Source organism: Cognatishimia sp. MH4019 (assembly GCF_020177595.1).
GTDB lineage: Bacteria > Pseudomonadota > Alphaproteobacteria > Rhodobacterales > Rhodobacteraceae > JAHTBL01.
On record NZ_JAHTBL010000003.1, the window covers coordinates 101,423 to 117,917 of the forward strand.

The window sequence follows — 16,495 nt, forward strand, 5'->3', positions numbered from 1 at the left end:
TGGCCCCCATATGCCCTAGTGCCGCGGGGTTTTGAACCGCGAAATAACGCGCGAGGGTCCATTGCAAGTCGCAAGGCCCGCCGCTAGGGTGCGCCGACTTTCACGGGCGCGGCCCGACAACACGAAAAAGAGGTCCTGATGGAAGGCAACGCATTCGCCCAATTTATCCCCCTGATCCTGATTTTTGCGATCATGTATTTCCTGCTGATCCGTCCGCAGCAGAAAAAAGTCAAAGAGCATCAGGCGATGGTTGCCGCTCTGCGCCGCGGGGACCAGATCGTTACGCAAGGCGGGTTGATCGGCAAGGTCATCAAGGTCAAGGAAGACAACGAGCTTGAGGTCGAACTGGCCGATGGTGTGAAGGTGCGCGTGGTCCAGTCGACCGTGGCGCAGGTCTTGTCGAAGACAGAACCGGCCAAGTCCTGATTTCTTGAATTAACCGCCTGAGGGGGCCGGTCATGCTGCAAATCGAAGGCTGGAAGCGCCTCACGATCTGGTTTTTCGTTGCCGTGGGTCTGCTCTTGGCGGTGCCGAACGGGTTCTACACGCGGGTCGAGCAGCACAATGATGCCGTCGCCGAGATGGAACTGGGTTTTGACAGCCCCGAGTTACAGGCCCAAGTGGCGCAGTGGCCCACATGGATGCCATCCTCGCTGGTGAATTTGGGTCTCGACCTGCGTGGCGGTGCGCATCTGCTGGCCGAGGTCGAGACGGATGCGGTTTACGCCCAGCGGATGGAAGGCCTGTGGCCGGAAGTGCGCGATGCATTGCGTCAGGAACGCGCCACGGTTGGTGCGATCCGCCTGCAAGATGGCGCCCCGGACGAGCTGCGCGTGGCGATTGGGGAGCCTGCTGGCATGGCGCGCGCGCTTGAGGTTGTGCGGGCCATTGCGCGGCCAATCGTGACCCTGACCGGGGTCGGCGCGACCGATATCGAGGTGCGTGCCGAGGGCAATCAGCTTGTCGTTACCTTGTCCGAAGAAGAACGCATCGCTACGGATGAGCGCACGCTGCAACAGTCGCTTGAGATTATCCGCCGCCGTGTGGATGAGGCTGGCACGCGTGAACCGACGATCCAGCGCCAAGGCTCTGACCGTATCCTGATTCAGGTGCCGGGCATCGGATCGGCTCAAGAGCTGAAAGATATTATCGGCACAACCGCGCAGTTGTCCTTTCAGCCTGTCGTGCGTGTGACTTCTGACAGCAATGAAGTGCCGGGCATTGGTAATGAACTCGCCCAGTCATTGGACGAGGAGGGGCTTTACTACATTCTGGAGCGTAATGCGGTCGTCACCGGCGAAGAGCTTGTGGATGCGCAGCCCGAGTTTGACCAAAACGGCGCACCTGCCGTTGGCTTCCGGTTCAACCCCGCAGGCGCACGCAAGTTCGGGCAATATACGGCTGAAAATGTCGGCGCACTCTTCGCGATTGTGCTGGACGACGAAGTCATCTCGGCCCCGCGCATCAACGAAGCGATCCCGGGTGGGTCCGGCATCATCACCGGCAATTTCAGCCTTGAGGAAAGCACCTCATTGGCCGTGCTTCTCAGGGCAGGGGCCTTGCCCGCGCCGCTGGAGTTCTTGGAAGAACGCACCATCGGCCCGGAGCTGGGCCAAGACAGCATCGACGCGGGCCGCATCGCCTGCATCGTGGCTTTTGCCGCTGTCCTCGTCTTCATGGGGCTTAGTTACGGCTTCTTCGGCTTGATCGCCAATATCGCGCTGATCGTGAACGTGGCGCTGATCTTCGGGCTGCTGTCGCTCATTGGTGCGACGCTCACCTTGCCCGGCATAGCAGGTATCGTTCTGACGATCGGTATGGCGGTCGACGCCAATGTGCTGGTGTTTGAACGGATACGCGAAGAGCTCAAGACCGCAAAAGGCCCGGCGCGCGCGATCGAACTGGGCTACGAGAAAGCGCTGAGCGCGATTATCGACGCCAACATCACCACATTCATCACGGCTGTGATCCTGTTCGTCATGGGCTCTGGTCCCGTGCGCGGATTTGCAATCACGCTTGGCCTTGGCATCATCACATCCGTCTTCACCGCGATCTTCGTGACGCGTCTGATTATCGTGATGTGGTTCGAACGCCGCCGCCCCAAACAGATCGAGGTATAGGCCATGCGGTTGCGACTGGTCCCCAAGGAAACAAGCTGGGATTTCTTTTCCAAGGCCAAGCTGACGCTTGGCATCTCGGGCTTCTTGATGGTGCTGGCGCTGGTCAGCTTCGTCATTCAGGGCCTCAACTACGGCATCGACTTCCGCGGCGGCACAACGATCCGCACAGAATCACCGCAGCCCGTCGTCGTCGCGGAGTACCGCGCCGCGATGGAGGCGTTGGAGCTGGGCGATGTCTCAATCACCGAAGTGTTCGATCCGTCCTTTGGGCCCGACGAAAACGTCGCCATGGTGCGCATTCAGGCGCAAGATGGCGAAGAGGCCGTGACGAACGAGACCATCCAGCGGGTGGAAGAGGCACTGCTGGCGTTGGACCCGCAGATGACCTTCCCATCGGTGGAATCCGTCGGCCCCAAGGTCTCGGGCGAGCTGATCCAGACCGCGATCATTGCTGTCGTCCTGGCCATCGCAGCGGTGCTGGTCTATATCTGGCTGCGCTTTGAATGGCAGTTCGCCTTGGGCGCCGTGGCAGCCCTCGTGCATGACGTTGTGCTGACCATCGGCATCTTTTCAGAGCTTCAGATTCGCTTCGATCTCGCCATTATCGCCGCGCTCCTGACCATCGTGGGCTACTCGCTGAACGATACCGTGGTTGTCTTTGACCGTGTCCGCGAGAACCTGCGCAAGTACAAGAAACGCGATCTGAAAGAGGTGCTGAACCTGTCGATCAACGAGACGTTGAGCCGGACGGTGATGACCTCGGTCACGACACTGTTGGCGCTGATCTCGCTTTTCGTTCTGGGCGGCGACGTGATCCGCGGTTTCGTCTTCGCGATGATCTGGGGCGTGATCGTCGGCACCTATTCGTCGGTCTTCGTGGCCTCTGCGATCCTGCTGGTTCTGGGTGTCAAACGCGACTGGTCCAAGCCCGACAACACCTCCGGAAACCAGTTCGGTGCGGTTGATCCTTAAGCCCGCACGCTTAGGTTTGATTCATGCGCCTGAACGAGGTTTCATATCCCAACGCCAAGCCCGTCGAGGGTTACGGCCCCGGCTTTTTCCGCATCGGCGGGGAGGTGCATGACGGTGCATTACTGGTTCTGCCAGCGGGTCAGCAGGCCTGGAATGGCTATACCGATACTGCGCCGATCTTGGCCGCCAAGGACGAAATCGACGTGCTTTTTATCGGGACGGGCGCTGAGATTGCACATATCCCCGCCGATCTGCGCAATTGCCTTGAAGAGGCGGGGATCGGGGTCGAGGTGATGAACTCCCCCTCTGCCTGTCGGACGTATAATGTGCTGCTCTCCGAAGGGCGGCGCATCGCTCTAGCGGTCCTCCCGGTCTGAGCGTTTGATCTTAGGTATTTGAAGACAAAAGAAGGCGCAGCGGATTTGATTCAAATGCGCGCGGCCCGCTTCTTTTGTCCAAAAATACCTTTTACTGGGGTCTGCCGTAAGACGCCGCTTTGCCTTGGCGCGCAGACCCGCTAGAGATTTCCTATGGAATTGCAGGTGCTTGATCTTGGCGTCATCCGTGGCGGTGTGCCGATCCTCGAAGGGGTCAGCTTCACGCTGGCCGCAGGCCACGTGCTGCTGCTGCGCGGTCCCAATGGCATCGGCAAGACAACCCTTCTGCGCACCATCGCGGGCTTGCAACCGGCGTTGTCTGGCGAGGTGTCACTGGACCCAGAAGCCGTCGCCTATGCCGCCCATGCGGATGGGCTGAAAGCAACGCTTACTGTGCGGGAAAACCTTGTTTTTTGGGCGCAGGTCTATGGGACGTCCGATATCGCGCCAGCGCTCGCGGCTTTTGAGCTGCAACCCTTGATCGACCGCCCTGCACAAAACCTCTCTGCTGGGCAAAAGCGCCGGCTTGGCCTTGCGCGACTGCTGGTCACGGGGCGTCCGCTTTGGGTGCTGGATGAGCCGACCGTTTCGCTCGACACCGCTGCTGTTGCGATGTTCGCGGCCGCCGTGCGCGCCCATTGTGCGGCGGGGGGCAGTGCACTGATCGCGACGCATATTGATCTTGGGCTCGACAGCGACACGCTTGATCTCGCACCCTTCAAGGCCAAAGCCCCGGCGCAGGACGGCTTTGACGAGGCGTTCCTATGATCGCGCTTTTGATCCGCGACTTGCGCCTTGCCATCCGGACGGGCGGCGGCTTTGGGCTGGGCCTCGCGTTCTTTCTGATTATCGCAGTGCTTGTGCCCTTTGGCGTCGGTCCCGACAGCGCCATTCTGGGGCGGATCGCACCTGGTATCCTGTGGGTGGGTGCGCTGCTGTCGTGCTTGCTGTCGCTCGACCGTATCTTTGCGCTGGATTTTGAGGATGGCTCGCTGGATTTGCTGGCCACTGCGCCGATCCCGCTGGAAGGTTTGGTGGGGGTCAAGGCGATCTCGCATTGGTTAACCACAGGCCTGCCGCTAACCCTCGCTGCCCCGGTACTGGGGCTGCTGCTGAGCCTGCCGGAGGACGCGTATCCGTGGCTCATCGCGTCGCTTCTGATCGGCACCCCGGCGCTGTCCTTCATCGGTGCCTTCGGCGCGTCCCTCACCGTTGGCATCAAGCGCGGTGGGCTGCTCTTGTCACTGCTCGTCCTGCCGCTTTACGTACCCACGCTGATCTTCGGGGCCGAGACGATCCGGCGCGGGGCAGAGGGGCTTGCGACCACGACACCGCTGATCATGCTGGGCGCCATCACCTTGGGAACGCTTGCCGTTCTGCCTTTTGCCGCGGCTGCGGCAATCCGCGTCAATCTTCGCTGAATTGTGTCCGCTATGCTCATTGCCACCACCCTAGCCGGAGCCTAGATACGCCTCATGTCTTTCTGGGAATATGCCAATCCAAAGCGCTTCATGGCGCTCTCCAGCGCCGCCCTGCCTTGGTTAACGGGGCTAACGGCGCTTGTTCTGGGCGTGGGGCTCATATGGGGGTTTTTCTTCACGCCGGATGACTTCCGCCAGGGCTCCACCGTGAAAATCATATACATCCATGTGCCGTCCGCCTTCATCGCGATCAATGCCTGGCTGATGATGCTTGTGACGTCGCTGGTTTGGTTGATCCGCCGCCATCACGTTTCGGTTCTGGCCGCCCGCGCAGCGGCCCCGATTGGGTTGGCCATGACCGCCATCGGCCTGATCACCGGAGCCGTCTGGGGCCAGCCGATGTGGGGGACCTGGTGGGAGTGGGACCCGCGCCTGACCTCGTTCCTGATCCTCGGGCTGTTCTATCTGGGCTATATCGCGCTTTGGGAGGCGATTGACGACGCCGATACGGCCGCCGATCTGACAAGCGTCCTCTGCATCGTGGGCTCGGTCTTTGCGGTGCTGTCGCGCTATGCGATCCTGTTCTGGAACCAGGGGCTGCACCAAGGCGCGTCGCTGTCGCTGGACAAGGAAGAGAACGTGCATGATGTCTTTGCCTATCCGCTTTGGACCTGCATCATCGGGTTTGTTCTGCTTTTCATCACGCTTGTGCTGCTGCGCACCCGCACCGAAATTCGCGCGCGCCGGGTTCAGGCGCTGATTGCACGGGAGCGGATGGCCTGATGCCCGATCTTGGAACATATGCGGTGCCGGTTCTGTCGGCCTATGGCGCCACCATCGCCATTATCTTGCTGCTGATCTGGGCCAGCTGGCGGCGCGGGCGCAAGGTGCGCGAAGAGCTGCACGCCTTGGAAGGACGGCGCAAGGATGCCTAGGATCAACCTTCTCATGGTGGCCCCACCTGCGATTTTCTTCGGGCTGGCAACGCTCTTTTACATCGGGATGCAGCGCGAAGATCCGAACGCGCTGCGCTCGGCCCGCGAAGGGCAGCCTGCGCCAGCGGTGGCCTTGACCCAATTGGGGCCAGAGCAGCCTTTTACCAACGAGACCCTGCGCGACGGCGAGGTGAAGCTGGTCAATTACTGGGCCAGCTGGTGCGCGCCCTGCCGGGCAGAGCACCCGCTGTTGACGGAACTGGCCGAGGAAGGCCTGCCCATCTACGGGATTAACTATAAGGACGACCCGGAGAAAGCATTGGCGTTTCTGGATGAGCTTGGTGACCCCTATGCCGGGCTTGGTGCGGATTTCACAGGCCGCACCGCACTCGATTGGGGCCTCTATGGCGTGCCGGAGACTTACGTGCTGGCAGGCGACGGCACAGTGATGCTGCGCTTTGCAGGGCCATTGACCGAGGATGTCATGGTGCGGCGAATCCGCCCTGCCTTAGACGCAGCCGCCGCCCGCTGATGGCGGAATAGTTGAGCTTGTCCACAAAGGTGAAGAAATAGAAACGCCCGCAATTTTAATCAAAATTTCGGCTTCTTTTGTCCTCAAATACCTAAAAGCAAAACGCCCCACCAAAGAGCGGGGCGTTTGCGTTTCAAGAACCTGGCTTCAGGCCGCCGGCGCAAGGTTGCGCAGCACATAATGCAGCACGCCGCCGTTTTCGATGTAGTCGATCTCAACTTCGGTATCTATCCGGCATTTCAACGTGATTTCTTTGACGGTTCCGTCTGCCATCTCAATCGTGCAAGGCACCTCTTGCAGCGGTTCGATTGTATCAAGACCTGTGATCGACACGGTTTCCTCGCCGGTCAGACCCAATGTCTTTCTGGTATCATTGCCGGTGAATTCAAACGGGATCACGCCCATGCCCACGAGGTTGGAGCGGTGGATGCGCTCGAAGCTTTCGGCGATGACGGCTTTGACACCCAACAGCGCCGTGCCTTTCGCCGCCCAGTCGCGCGACGAGCCCGCGCCATATTGCTCACCGCCGAACACAACCAGCGGGGTGCCCTCGGCATTATAGGCCATCGCAGCTTCAAAAATGGACGTCTGATCGCCGTTAGGGCCTTTGGTGTAGCCGCCTTCGACCCCGTCCAGCATCTCGTTCTTGATGCGGATATTGGCAAATGTGCCGCGCATCATCACCTCGTGATTGCCGCGGCGCGAGCCGTAAGAGTTGAACTCGCGCACTGGCACCTGACGCTCGACCAGGTATTGCCCGGCGGGGGTGGTTTCCTTGAACGAGCCGGCAGGCGAGATGTGATCCGTGGTGATCATGTCACCCAGAACGGCCATGACCTTGGCGCCTTCGATATTGGTGATCTTGCCAGGCTCCGGCCCCATGCCCTGAAAGTAAGGCGGGTTCTGCACATAGGTGGAGGCGGCAGGCCAATCATAGGTCAGGCTGTCAGGGGTTTCGACCGATTGCCATTTGTCGTCGCCTTTGAAGACATCGGCATATTTCGACTGGAAGGCCTCGCGGGTCACGGTCTTCTCGACCAGTTCGGCGATTTCCTGATTGGAGGGCCAGATGTCTTTCAGGAAGACATCCTTGCCGTTCTGGTCCTGTCCCAGCGGATCCTTGGTGATGTCGACATTCATGTCGCCTGCCAACGCGTAGGCCACCACCAGCGGGGGGGAGGCAAGGTAGTTGGCGCGCACGTCGGGGCTGATGCGCCCCTCGAAATTGCGGTTGCCGGACAGGACGGATGTGGCGATCAGGTCGCCGTCATTGATGGCATCCGACAGCTCTTGCTGGATTGGGCCGGAATTGCCGATGCAGGTGGTGCAGCCATAGCCCACAAGATTAAAGCCAATCGCATCAAGGTCGTCTTGAAGCCCTGCGGCCTCAAGATATTCGGACACGACCTGCGATCCAGGCGCGAGCGAGGTCTTGACCCATGGCTTGCGGTTCAGACCCAACTCGCGGGCCTTTCGGGCCACCAGACCGGCACCGATCATCACGTAAGGGTTTGATGTATTGGTGCAGGACGTGATCGAGGCGATCACGATAGAGCCGTCATGCAGCTCATAGTCTTCGCCCTCGACAGGGTAGGAATTATGATAGCCGATATTGCCGGGAATGTCGCCGGGTGCAGGTTGGCCGCCTTCGCCCGTCCATTCGGTCTTTTCCTCGGCATCGGCTTTCTTGCCGGGACGCTCCCCTTTGATGTAGTCGCCAAAAGCTGCGGCGGCCTTATCCAGCGCGATGTAATCCTGCGGGCGTTTCGGGCCCGAGATGGCGGGCACGATCGTGCCCATGTCGAGGCTCAGCGTATCGGTATAGATCGGCGCGTAATCCGCATCGCGCCAGAGGCCATTTTCCTTGGCATAGGCTTCGACCAGTGCCACGCGGTCTTCGTCGCGGCCTGTGTTGCGCATATAGCGGAGCGTTTCATCGTCGATGGGGAAGAAGCCGCAGGTCGCCCCATATTCCGGGGCCATATTGGCGATTGTCGCGCGGTCGGCCAGTGGCAAGCTATCAAGACCGGAGCCATAGAATTCGACGAATTTGCTGACCACGCCTTTTTCGCGGAGCATCTCGACAACTTTGAGCACCAGATCAGTGCCGGTCGTACCTTCTACCATCGCGCCGGTCAGCTCGAATCCGACAACTTCGGGGATCAGCATCGAGATTGGTTGGCCCAGCATCGCGGCCTCAGCCTCGATCCCGCCGACACCCCAGCCCAGAACGGCCATGCCGTTGACCATTGTTGTATGGCTGTCCGTGCCCACCAGCGTATCAGGGTAGGCGACGTGATCACCGTTCTGATCTTCATCGGTCCAGACGGTCTGGGCCAGATATTCAAGGTTCACCTGATGGCAAATGCCGGTGCCTGGCGGCACGACGCGGAAATTGTTGAACGCTTTCTGACCCCATTTGAGGAAGATATAGCGCTCCATATTGCGCTCGTATTCGCGGTCCACATTCATCTGGAAGGCGCGCGGGTTGCCGAACTCGTCGATCATCACCGAGTGGTCGATGACCAGATCTACCGGGTTCAGCGGGTTGATCTTGGTCGCGTCCCCGCCAAGGCTGACGATGCCGTCGCGCATGGCGGCCAGGTCAACAACCGCTGGCACGCCGGTGAAATCCTGCATCAACACGCGGGCCGGGCGGTAGGCGATCTCGCGCGGGTTCTTGCCCCCTTTTTCACCCCATTCGGCGAAGGCCTTGATGTCGTCCAAGGAGACCGTGCGGCCGTCATCTTCAAATCGGAGCATGTTTTCCAGCACCACTTTCAGCACCGCAGGCAGATCCGAGAAATCGCCCAAACCGGCCTCTTGCGCGGCGGGGATCGAATAATAGGCAACGGACTGGGTGCCGACTGTCAGCGTTTTGCGCGTCTTGGCAGTGTCGGTTCCGACTTGAATGGGCATATTTGGCCTCCCGAAAGACTAAGGTTTCGTTCATTCATATCTGGCTTAGGTGGCCGGTGCCTTCAAGGGGAAGCCATGGCCCAAGGCGCAATTCTGTATGCGATTGTATACGGTTTCAGCTGCCGCGACACGAAAATCGCCGCACACTGCGCTCTCGCAAAAGGGTGATTGGTTATTTCAACAGGACTGATTTACGTCTATTCCCAAGCCAATTCACTGAGGTTCCATGACACGACTTGCCAGCTTTTTCGCGGCGTTTTGCGTTTTCTTCGCAACGTCCGCTGTCGCCAACGATCAACCCGTTGTAGTCGAGCTTTATACCTCGCAAGGCTGCTCCAGCTGTCCGCCTGCGGATAAGTTGCTGCATGAGCTGGCCGAAATGGATGACGTGATCGCACTCTCGCTGCATGTGGATTACTGGGATTACCTGGGCTGGAAGGACAAATTCGCCAGCCCGGCCTTCACCAAACGCCAGCACAATTATGCGCGCGCTCTGGGCGAGACCTCGGTTTATACCCCGCAGATGATTATCGGCGGCACCGATCATGTGGTCGGCTCGCGCCCGATGAAGGTTTCCAAGCTGATCCAGAAGCACGGGCAAAAGCCCAAGCAAGTAGACGTCGTGCTTCAGCGCAATGGCAGTCAGGTCGTCATCAATGCGGCCAGCGCCCAAACGCAGGATATGGTTGTCTATCTGATCCGCTACAGCCCGCGCGAGACCGTGGATGTGCGGCGTGGCGAGAACCGCGGGCATACGCTGACCTACGCAAATGTCGTCACCGACTGGCAGCAGGTCGAGGAATGGGATGGCGCAGAGCCGTTGCGCGTCTTTGCGCAAGCGACGGGCACTGCACCCGTGGTTGTGATCGTGCAACGCAAAGGCTATCGTGACGTGTTGGGGGCTGCGCAGCTGCGCTAATCCAGCAGTTCCGGCGCCCGCCCGCGATTGCGGTGGGATTTCCACCGCCGATGTATCCAAAACCACTGATCGGGGTGGCGCGTGATGCGCGCTTCCAGCGCTTGGGTGGCTTCCAGCATCATCTGTTCGGGATTGGTATGGGCCAGCGGTGCGTCCAGCTCGACGCTGAAGGTCAGACCATCGGCTTGACGGATCGCAAAGAACGGGATCAGCAGGGCATCATATTTCAAAGCCAGCTCTGCAGCTGACGTGGCGGTGGGGGCATCATGGCCCATAAAGGGCAGCTTCACCCCGTGTTTTTCGTAGATATCAAATAGCAGTACCGCGAGGCCGCCTGACTTCAGGTGCTTAACGAAACCAGCCGTGCCGCGCCGTCCTTGTTCGAATACGGGGCCGGACATGTCTTCCATCGTGCGCACGTAATGGGCGTTGAAATAGACATTGGCCATGGCGCGATAGAGCCCGCCCACCTCGATCCCCTGATCCAGAAGCGCCCAGCGAAGCGCTTCGTAATTGCCGAAATGCCCAGTGAGAAAGATCACCGGACGCCCGGTTTGGATCGCCTCGTGCATCGCTGCAAGACCGGGACCGGACAGGGGGCTTTTGCGCGCCAAAGCGCCGAAACTGCTGTGCGAGTAATTCTCGATCAAAGTGCGGCCTGCATTGCGGGCCACCTCTTTGGCCAGCGCCTTGCGCTTCGGGGCGGGCATATCGGGCCAGACCATGGCAAGGTTATCCACCGCGCGGGTCAGATAACCAGCAGGCCCCGAAAGGGCGGCCATGATTGCGCCCACGGTACGCACCCGCGCGCTATGGGGCAGCAGCTTGGTCGCGCCGATCATGCCTTGCAGGGCGGCGTTGGTCAGCCATGCGACCGGTCCTTTGGAAATGGTAAACGCCATGCTGCCCTGAAAAGTCCGCGTCTTTTGGTTGGATGTCAGATAAGCGCGCCGGGGGCCGCGTGCAAGCTAGGGTGTTTTCGCCAGCCCCGTGCCGATCATGCTGTCGCGGGTGACGAGATCGGCCAAGGCCTCTGCCGACCAGCCCTCTGTCCCTTCGGGGCGCGCAGGGATCACGACGTAGCGCATGTCGGCGGTGCTGTCATGGACACGGATCTGAACCCCGTCGGGCACGCTCACGCCAAACTCTGACAGAACTTTGCGCGGCTCTTTGACGGTACGCGAGCGGTATTCGCGCGACTTGTACCAATCGGGGGCCAGCCCCAGCAGATTGCGCGGGTAACACGAGCAAAGCGTGCAGACGATGACGTTATGCACATCGCGTGTGTTCTCCACCGCGATCAATTGCAATGCTCCAATGTCGAACCCCATCTCGCGGCAGGCGTCAGAGCCGTTGGCCAACAACCGCTCGCGAAACGCCGGATCGGTCCAGGCGCGGGCCACGACTTGCGCCCCATCCGCGGGGGAGCGTGCGTCCATCGCGTCGATCTGGGCGTTGATCTCGGCGGCGTTGGACACGCCCTTTTCGATCAACAACTCGCGCACGGCGATTTCCATCGTCTGCCAATAGCTGAGCGGTTCATCGTTGTCGGCACGGTAAGGATGACCCGACGGCGACAGGTGGTCGTGATGATCATGCGGCATCAGGCAGGCTCCAGCCAATGTTCGTAAATCTCGGCGTCCAGCGTGTCTTCGGGGCGTTCGGCCTGATCGCCCCAGACCTCAGCCATGGTAAAGCGCACGCGGTAGAGCGTGAGCTTGTCACCGAGCAGGCCGTAGGCCTGTTGTTCCGGGTTGCCGAACGGGCCCAGCTGCCGCTCGATCCAGCCGGTTTTGCCGCGCAGATAAGCGGGCGTGCGGATATGGCCGGGGGGCATCATCGTCTTGACGCGCACGCGTTGCGGCTCAACCACGGGCGGCTTGCCCGTATGTCTCGCCGCGTTTGGCGACCTCGTCCATCTTCGCGCCAAGCTCGCCCAGCGTATATGTGCCCGCTTCGATCAGGTTCTGGTTCACGGCAGCAATCCAGCGGTCGTAATAGGTCGTGTTCTCAAACACATCCGGTCCCATGTCTTCGATGGCGCGGCGCAACCCGTCCACGGTGAACAGCCCCTTGGTCGAGCACAGGACCATCAGCGCATCGACCCGCTTTTCCCAAAGCGCAAAGTCATGCTCGGCGGGAACAACCGGGCCAGCACCTGCGCCGCCCATGTCGTGCCAGCGTTTTCCGTCAAACTCTGTCATAAGGGCAGGCTAGCCTGGCACGGGGGGCCGCTTCAAGCCCAATGCAGTGCGCGGCCTGATTTCTGTGTGGCCTCAGGCGTCCTCATCTTCTTCTTGTGGGGTAAGAAGCGTGATCTGACCGTCCTCTTCCAACGTGCGGATGACGCCTGTGACGGCGGTCATCGCGGCCTCGCCGTCTTTGGTCTTGATCGCGCCGATCTCTTCCATCTCCTCGCGCAAGCTGTCGGCCATGCGTTTGGACATGTTGGAGAGGATAAACTCCACTGCGGTTTCTGCCCCCGTCGTGGTGGCATAGGCCAGCGCTTTGACCAGTTGTTCGGCGTCCACGTCGCGGGTGATTTTCGGCACATCAAGCGGGGCAAGCCGGTCGGGAATGTCAGGAAAGGTGAAGATCGCTTTGCGCACATCTGCGGCAAAGGCCGCATCTTCGGCGACCAGGCCTTCGAGCACATCATCACGCGTCGCTGCAGGCGAAAAATTAAGGATCGCGCCCACGCGTTTGAAAGGCGCGTCTGCAAAGACGCGGATGGGCTGGTCATCCAGTTGCAGAACCAATGCTGCGCCAATCTGTTCCACCGCATGGCTGGTGACGGCCTCGGTCAACGAGATCGCATAAGACACCCGTCGCGCGCGGTCGCCGGGCATTGCGCCCAACAGGTCGGCGGCTTTGGCGACCGGCAATTTGGAAAGGGTGACGGCGGCGACTTCGACGCTTTCTGCCTCAAGCATCGGCAAAAGCACCGTATTCTCAGCAGCCTTGATCCGGTCCCACGGATCGTCGCTGACAGGGGCAACCCCGTCAGAGCGCACGGATTTGATCGCTGTATCATTGATCTTGCCGTCCAGTAGCGCCAGCGCCCCATCGACCCCGCCCGCCGCGACCATGCCAAGCTGGTCCAGTTCTGTCGCAAATTCCAGCGCGACAGAGGCGAGCGTGCCGCGATCCACCCCGCGCATGCCCGCCAGTTGCCGCGCCAGATCCGCTTGCACGCCATCCGGCAACGCCTCGAGCGTCAGGTCAGTGCCTTCAGACAACAAAAGCTGCACGATCACAGCCGCTTTTTGCTTTTTCGTCAGGCCTTGGGGCAGGGCGCGCGTCATGTCATGCCTTTAGGGGAGCCTTATTCCGTTCAGGCTCACCTTAGACGCGCAACCCTGAAGAGCAGGTTAATAGGAATAGCCTGTGCCGCTGTCGATCGCCATGCGCAGCGACAGCTCGGCCCAAGTGCCGCGCCCGCCGCGTGTGCGGATCTCGGTCAGTTGGGCGCGGGCGAGCTGCATGGCCCCGGCCTCCACATGAGCTTGCCCCATATAGGATCGCGCCAGCAGGTTGTCGGGGTTCTGCGCAATCGCTTGATCATAATAGGCCATGCCGCGGGCGATATTGCCCATTTTGCGGTGCGTGAAGCCCAGATAGGTCAGCACGCGGTCGTCGTTTTGATCCGACATGGTCGCCAGCACGATTTGCGCATCGGCGTACCGCCCGGCATAGGCCAGCGCGCGCACGGCCTCGTAGCGTTGGTCATCGCTCAAAGAGCTTTCGCGGGCAGTGACACAGGTCTCAGTCTTGACGTCCCAAACCATGCCGCCTGTGCAGTTCACAGACGGGTTCGTGGCAGGCGGCGTGGCCTCGTCTCCTCCCACTGCAAGCGCAAAGGTAGGAGCCAGTAGAGCTGCAAAAAGGGTCAGTCGCATCGGGCAAATCTCTGATAGGGGCGTCTGCGCATGATTTAGGCCCGCTTGCGTTACTAGCCAAAAAGAAAAGGCGGCCCTAGAAAGACCGCCCCTTCTGTCGTCAGTTGCGCGTACTTAGCTGGTGGTCGGCACGCAGGTCTGGGTGGTTTCATCCCAGGTCGCGCCCATTTCGCAGCTCATCACCTGTTTGGTGTGATCGGCGCTGTTGCAGCCCATCGCGGCGGCAAAAGACGGGGCAAGGATCAGGGCCAGAACGGCAAGGGTCGTCTTCATTCAGTCTCTCCTTCTGTTGGCGTCATAGAAAGGTAGCATGGGTTTCCGTAAGGTCAAAATAGAGAATTCATGGACGCCGCATTCGGGCCATATGACCCCGCCCCGGACGTGATCCGGGGCCCTTGATGCTGAGGTCCCGGGTCAGGCCCGGGACGGGGGACACTAGGTCAACGCGCGCAGCCCGGAAGGTGTGTTGATTTCAGCGCGATACGTTAGCTGCGATCCTGCTACCAAATCCGGTGCACCTTCTATCGCAAGGCTTTGGTAAAGCCCCGTGATCGCAGAAAGATCGGGGTAGGTCATGGTAAAAGACACAAGCCGCGCACCAAGGTCCGGAATGTCCGCCATAGAGGTTGGCTCTGACCGGTGATCAATCCACGAAGGTGCGGCCCCATCAAGTGGCAAGCCGCCACCGTCGGGGATGGAGAACCCGAATTCGGGGGCCTCTGGCGGAAGGCTGACATGCGCGCCAAAAAGGCCGTCATGGGGCGCGAGCGTGGCGTCCATATCATCTGTTCTCGCGACCCATCCCCGCAGGCGTCGGCCTGCCTCCCAATCCTTGTGGACGGTGTCTTGATCGTCCAGGCCGAACCATCTTGGCCGACCCGGCGACGTCCCCTTCGGATCAATCGCGACGATTTCCAAGTAAACCCGCCCACCAAGCTGGAGCCGGTGGTTATGCGTGCCCATATAGGCGTGGCGCGTCCCAAAAGGCACGTCCAGATCAAGGCACTCGCGCACATGGGCGACGCCATCTTCCAGCGTCGGCGCAATGAGTGTCAGATGATCGAGCGCATGCATCAGATACCGTGGCTTGCTCTAGTCCTTGAAGACACGCTTGAAGATCGTGTCGACATGTTTGGTGTGATAGCCCATGTCGAACTTCGCCTCGATCCCGTCTATGCCGAGGGCGGCAACAACATCCTTGTCGGCCAGCAATTCCTCTTTGAAATCAGTGCGCTCTTCCCAAACCTTCAGCGCGTTGCGCTGCACCATGGCATAGGCGTCTTCGCGGCTGACACCGGCTTGGGTCAGGGCGAGAAGCACGCGCTGGCTCATCACGAGGCCGGGGAATTTGTTCATGTTGTCGAGCATGTTCTGCGGGAAGATCAGCATCTTGTCGATCACGCTGGTCAGGCGGGCCAGTGCGAAATCAAGGGTGATCGTGGCGTCCGGCCCGATCATCCGCTCGACCGAGGAGTGCGAGATATCGCGTTCGTGCCACAGGGCCACGTTCTCCATCGCTGGGATCACGGCAGAGCGGACCATGCGCGCCAGACCGGTCAGGTTCTCGGTCAGCACAGGGTTCTTCTTATGCGGCATCGCGGAGGAGCCTTTTTGGCCCATCGAGAAGAACTCGGCCCCTTCCAGCACTTCGGTGCGCTGCATGTGGCGCACTTCGGTGGCGATGTTTTCGATAGAGGAGGCGATGACCCCAAGCGTCGCGAAGAACGCGGCGTGACGGTCGCGCGGGATCACTTGGGTGCTGATGGGTTCCGGCACAAGGCCCAGCTTTTCGCAGACATGCTCTTCAACGGCGGGGTCGATGTTGGCGAATGTGCCCACAGCACCGGAAATCGCACCGGTGGCGATTTCATCGCGCGCATCGCGCATCCGGGCAAGGTTGCGGTCCATCTCGGCGAAAAAGCGCGCGAAGGTCAGGCCCATGGTGGTGGGCTCCGCGTGAATCCCGTGAGAGCGCCCGACGCGCGGGGTGTCTTTATGCTCCATCGCGCGACGTTTGAGGGCGGCTAGCAGCCCTTCGATATCCGCAATCAAGATGTCGGCGGCGCGGGTCAGTTGCACATTAAAGCACGTATCAAGCACGTCCGAACTGGTCATGCCTTGATGCACAAAGCGGGCTTCCTCAGAGCCCACATGTTCGGCCAGATGGGTCAGAAAGGCGATCACGTCATGCTTGGTGACGGCCTCGATCTCGTCAATGCGGGCCACGTCGAATTCCACGTCCTTGGCCTTCCAGACGGCCTCGGCATTCTCGCGCGGGATCACGCCCAGATCGGCCATCGCGTCACAGGCGTGGGCCTCGATCTCGTACCAGATGCGGAACTTGGTGGCGGGCGACCAGATAGAGACCATCTCGGGGCGGGAATAGCGGGGGATCATAGGG

20 protein-coding genes are annotated in these 16,495 nt (G+C 60.5%); 10 read left to right on the forward strand and 10 right to left on the reverse strand.

What is annotated here, in order from left to right; translation table 11 throughout:
* Positions 1-138: 138 nt before the first annotated feature.
* From yajC to KUW67_RS06565, 9 genes are all read left to right on the forward strand, one after another.
* Positions 139-426: a preprotein translocase subunit YajC gene (gene yajC / locus KUW67_RS06525; protein ID WP_224824492.1), complete on the forward strand. Its 288-nt coding sequence runs from the start codon at positions 139-141 to the stop codon at positions 424-426.
* A gap of 32 nt (positions 427-458) precedes the next feature.
* The gene (secD, locus tag KUW67_RS06530) at positions 459-2,120 is read left to right on the forward strand and encodes a protein translocase subunit SecD (RefSeq protein ID WP_224824493.1); all 1,662 of its coding nucleotides are present in this window, start codon (positions 459-461) and stop codon (positions 2,118-2,120) included.
* 3 nt (positions 2,121-2,123) lie between these two features.
* Entirely contained in the window at positions 2,124-3,092 is a 969-nt protein-coding gene (gene secF, locus KUW67_RS06535) for a protein translocase subunit SecF (protein WP_224824494.1), read from the forward strand.
* 23 nt (positions 3,093-3,115) lie between these two features.
* Positions 3,116-3,469 carry an Mth938-like domain-containing protein gene (locus KUW67_RS06540; protein ID WP_224824495.1) on the forward strand — a complete coding sequence of 118 codons (354 nt, stop codon included), beginning with the start codon at positions 3,116-3,118 and terminating at the stop codon, positions 3,467-3,469.
* Positions 3,470-3,622: 153 nt separating this feature from the next.
* Positions 3,623-4,237, forward strand: coding sequence for a heme ABC exporter ATP-binding protein CcmA (ccmA, locus tag KUW67_RS06545; RefSeq protein WP_224824496.1), 615 nt, complete (start codon positions 3,623-3,625; stop codon positions 4,235-4,237).
* Positions 4,234-4,890, forward strand: coding sequence for a heme exporter protein CcmB (gene ccmB, locus KUW67_RS06550; protein ID WP_224824497.1), 657 nt, complete (start codon positions 4,234-4,236; stop codon positions 4,888-4,890). Before ccmA ends, ccmB begins: the two co-directional genes overlap by 4 nt.
* Before the next feature lie 54 nt (positions 4,891-4,944).
* Positions 4,945-5,673 (forward strand): heme ABC transporter permease, encoded by a 729-nt coding sequence (locus KUW67_RS06555; protein ID WP_224824498.1) that lies wholly within the window; start codon positions 4,945-4,947, stop codon positions 5,671-5,673.
* Entirely contained in the window at positions 5,673-5,825 is a 153-nt protein-coding gene (gene ccmD / locus KUW67_RS06560; protein WP_224824499.1) for a heme exporter protein CcmD, read from the forward strand. Before KUW67_RS06555 ends, ccmD begins: the two co-directional genes overlap by 1 nt.
* Positions 5,818-6,357, forward strand: coding sequence for a DsbE family thiol:disulfide interchange protein (locus KUW67_RS06565; RefSeq protein ID WP_224824500.1), 540 nt, complete (start codon positions 5,818-5,820; stop codon positions 6,355-6,357). Before ccmD ends, KUW67_RS06565 begins: the two co-directional genes overlap by 8 nt.
* Before the next feature lie 147 nt (positions 6,358-6,504).
* On the opposite strand, the gene acnA is transcribed toward KUW67_RS06565, so the two are convergent.
* Entirely contained in the window at positions 6,505-9,276 is a 2,772-nt protein-coding gene (gene acnA / locus KUW67_RS06570) for an aconitate hydratase AcnA (protein WP_224824501.1), read from the reverse strand.
* Positions 9,277-9,502: 226 nt separating this feature from the next.
* Here acnA and KUW67_RS06575 point away from each other — a divergent pair, with 226 nt between their 5' ends.
* Positions 9,503-10,195, forward strand: coding sequence for a thioredoxin family protein (locus KUW67_RS06575; protein ID WP_224824502.1), 693 nt, complete (start codon positions 9,503-9,505; stop codon positions 10,193-10,195).
* Here KUW67_RS06575 and KUW67_RS06580 read toward each other — a convergent pair.
* The 9 genes from KUW67_RS06580 to purB all read right to left on the reverse strand — a co-directional run bounded on the left by KUW67_RS06580 (position 10,192) and on the right by purB (position 16,491).
* Complete coding sequence (locus KUW67_RS06580) at positions 10,192-11,097, reverse strand: lysophospholipid acyltransferase family protein (RefSeq protein ID WP_224824503.1); 906 nt, start codon at positions 11,095-11,097, stop codon at positions 10,192-10,194. The genes KUW67_RS06575 and KUW67_RS06580 overlap by 4 nt on opposite strands.
* Before the next feature lie 66 nt (positions 11,098-11,163).
* Positions 11,164-11,799, reverse strand: a complete 636-nt coding sequence (gene nthA, locus KUW67_RS06585) for a nitrile hydratase subunit alpha (RefSeq protein ID WP_224824504.1) — start codon at positions 11,797-11,799, stop codon at positions 11,164-11,166.
* A complete protein-coding gene (locus tag KUW67_RS06590) occupies positions 11,799-12,068 on the reverse strand; it encodes an SH3-like domain-containing protein (RefSeq protein ID WP_224824505.1) in 270 nt (89 codons plus the stop codon). Before KUW67_RS06590 ends, nthA begins: the two co-directional genes overlap by 1 nt.
* On the reverse strand, positions 12,061-12,399 hold the full coding sequence (locus KUW67_RS06595) for an SH3-like domain-containing protein (RefSeq protein WP_255596747.1): 339 nt from the start codon (positions 12,397-12,399) through the stop codon (positions 12,061-12,063). The genes KUW67_RS06590 and KUW67_RS06595 overlap by 8 nt, the downstream gene beginning before the upstream one ends.
* Positions 12,400-12,471: 72 nt before the next feature.
* A complete protein-coding gene (locus KUW67_RS06600) occupies positions 12,472-13,500 on the reverse strand; it encodes a flagellar motor switch protein FliG (RefSeq protein WP_224824506.1) in 1,029 nt (342 codons plus the stop codon).
* 66 nt (positions 13,501-13,566) lie between these two features.
* Positions 13,567-14,094 carry a c-type cytochrome biogenesis protein gene (locus KUW67_RS06605; RefSeq protein ID WP_224824507.1) on the reverse strand — a complete coding sequence of 176 codons (528 nt, stop codon included), beginning with the start codon at positions 14,092-14,094 and terminating at the stop codon, positions 13,567-13,569.
* Positions 14,095-14,208: 114 nt separating this feature from the next.
* On the reverse strand, positions 14,209-14,367 hold the full coding sequence (locus tag KUW67_RS06610) for a hypothetical protein (RefSeq protein WP_224824508.1): 159 nt from the start codon (positions 14,365-14,367) through the stop codon (positions 14,209-14,211).
* A 162-nt stretch (positions 14,368-14,529) separates the two neighbouring features.
* On the reverse strand, positions 14,530-15,168 hold the full coding sequence (locus KUW67_RS06615; protein WP_224824509.1) for a VOC family protein: 639 nt from the start codon (positions 15,166-15,168) through the stop codon (positions 14,530-14,532).
* A gap of 18 nt (positions 15,169-15,186) precedes the next feature.
* The gene (gene purB / locus KUW67_RS06620; RefSeq protein ID WP_224824510.1) at positions 15,187-16,491 is read right to left on the reverse strand and encodes an adenylosuccinate lyase; all 1,305 of its coding nucleotides are present in this window, start codon (positions 16,489-16,491) and stop codon (positions 15,187-15,189) included.
* Between the last annotated feature and the right edge of the window lie 4 nt (positions 16,492-16,495).

What these genes read in the sequence shown, in the direction of transcription:
- yajC (WP_224824492.1), top strand. Translation starts at nt 139, where the DNA reads ATGGAAGGCAACGCATTCGCCCAATTTATCCCCCTGATCCTGATTTTT.
- KUW67_RS06540 (WP_224824495.1), top strand. Translation starts at nt 3,116, where the DNA reads ATGCGCCTGAACGAGGTTTCATATCCCAACGCCAAGCCCGTCGAGGGT.
- purB (WP_224824510.1), bottom strand. Translation starts at nt 16,491, where the DNA reads ATGATCCCCCGCTATTCCCGCCCCGAGATGGTCTCTATCTGGTCGCCC.
- acnA (WP_224824501.1), bottom strand. Translation starts at nt 9,276, where the DNA reads ATGCCCATTCAAGTCGGAACCGACACTGCCAAGACGCGCAAAACGCTG.
- KUW67_RS06555 (WP_224824498.1), top strand. Translation starts at nt 4,945, where the DNA reads ATGTCTTTCTGGGAATATGCCAATCCAAAGCGCTTCATGGCGCTCTCC.
- KUW67_RS06565 (WP_224824500.1), top strand. Translation starts at nt 5,818, where the DNA reads ATGCCTAGGATCAACCTTCTCATGGTGGCCCCACCTGCGATTTTCTTC.
- secD (WP_224824493.1), top strand. Translation starts at nt 459, where the DNA reads ATGCTGCAAATCGAAGGCTGGAAGCGCCTCACGATCTGGTTTTTCGTT.
- ccmD (WP_224824499.1), top strand. Translation starts at nt 5,673, where the DNA reads ATGCCCGATCTTGGAACATATGCGGTGCCGGTTCTGTCGGCCTATGGC.
- ccmA (WP_224824496.1), top strand. Translation starts at nt 3,623, where the DNA reads ATGGAATTGCAGGTGCTTGATCTTGGCGTCATCCGTGGCGGTGTGCCG.
- nthA (WP_224824504.1), bottom strand. Translation starts at nt 11,799, where the DNA reads ATGCCGCATGATCATCACGACCACCTGTCGCCGTCGGGTCATCCTTAC.
- KUW67_RS06605 (WP_224824507.1), bottom strand. Translation starts at nt 14,094, where the DNA reads ATGCGACTGACCCTTTTTGCAGCTCTACTGGCTCCTACCTTTGCGCTT.
- KUW67_RS06610 (WP_224824508.1), bottom strand. Translation starts at nt 14,367, where the DNA reads ATGAAGACGACCCTTGCCGTTCTGGCCCTGATCCTTGCCCCGTCTTTT.
- KUW67_RS06595 (WP_255596747.1), bottom strand. Translation starts at nt 12,399, where the DNA reads ATGACAGAGTTTGACGGAAAACGCTGGCACGACATGGGCGGCGCAGGT.
- KUW67_RS06580 (WP_224824503.1), bottom strand. Translation starts at nt 11,097, where the DNA reads ATGGCGTTTACCATTTCCAAAGGACCGGTCGCATGGCTGACCAACGCC.
- KUW67_RS06615 (WP_224824509.1), bottom strand. Translation starts at nt 15,168, where the DNA reads ATGCATGCGCTCGATCATCTGACACTCATTGCGCCGACGCTGGAAGAT.
- ccmB (WP_224824497.1), top strand. Translation starts at nt 4,234, where the DNA reads ATGATCGCGCTTTTGATCCGCGACTTGCGCCTTGCCATCCGGACGGGC.
- KUW67_RS06600 (WP_224824506.1), bottom strand. Translation starts at nt 13,500, where the DNA reads ATGACGCGCGCCCTGCCCCAAGGCCTGACGAAAAAGCAAAAAGCGGCT.
- KUW67_RS06575 (WP_224824502.1), top strand. Translation starts at nt 9,503, where the DNA reads ATGACACGACTTGCCAGCTTTTTCGCGGCGTTTTGCGTTTTCTTCGCA.
- secF (WP_224824494.1), top strand. Translation starts at nt 2,124, where the DNA reads ATGCGGTTGCGACTGGTCCCCAAGGAAACAAGCTGGGATTTCTTTTCC.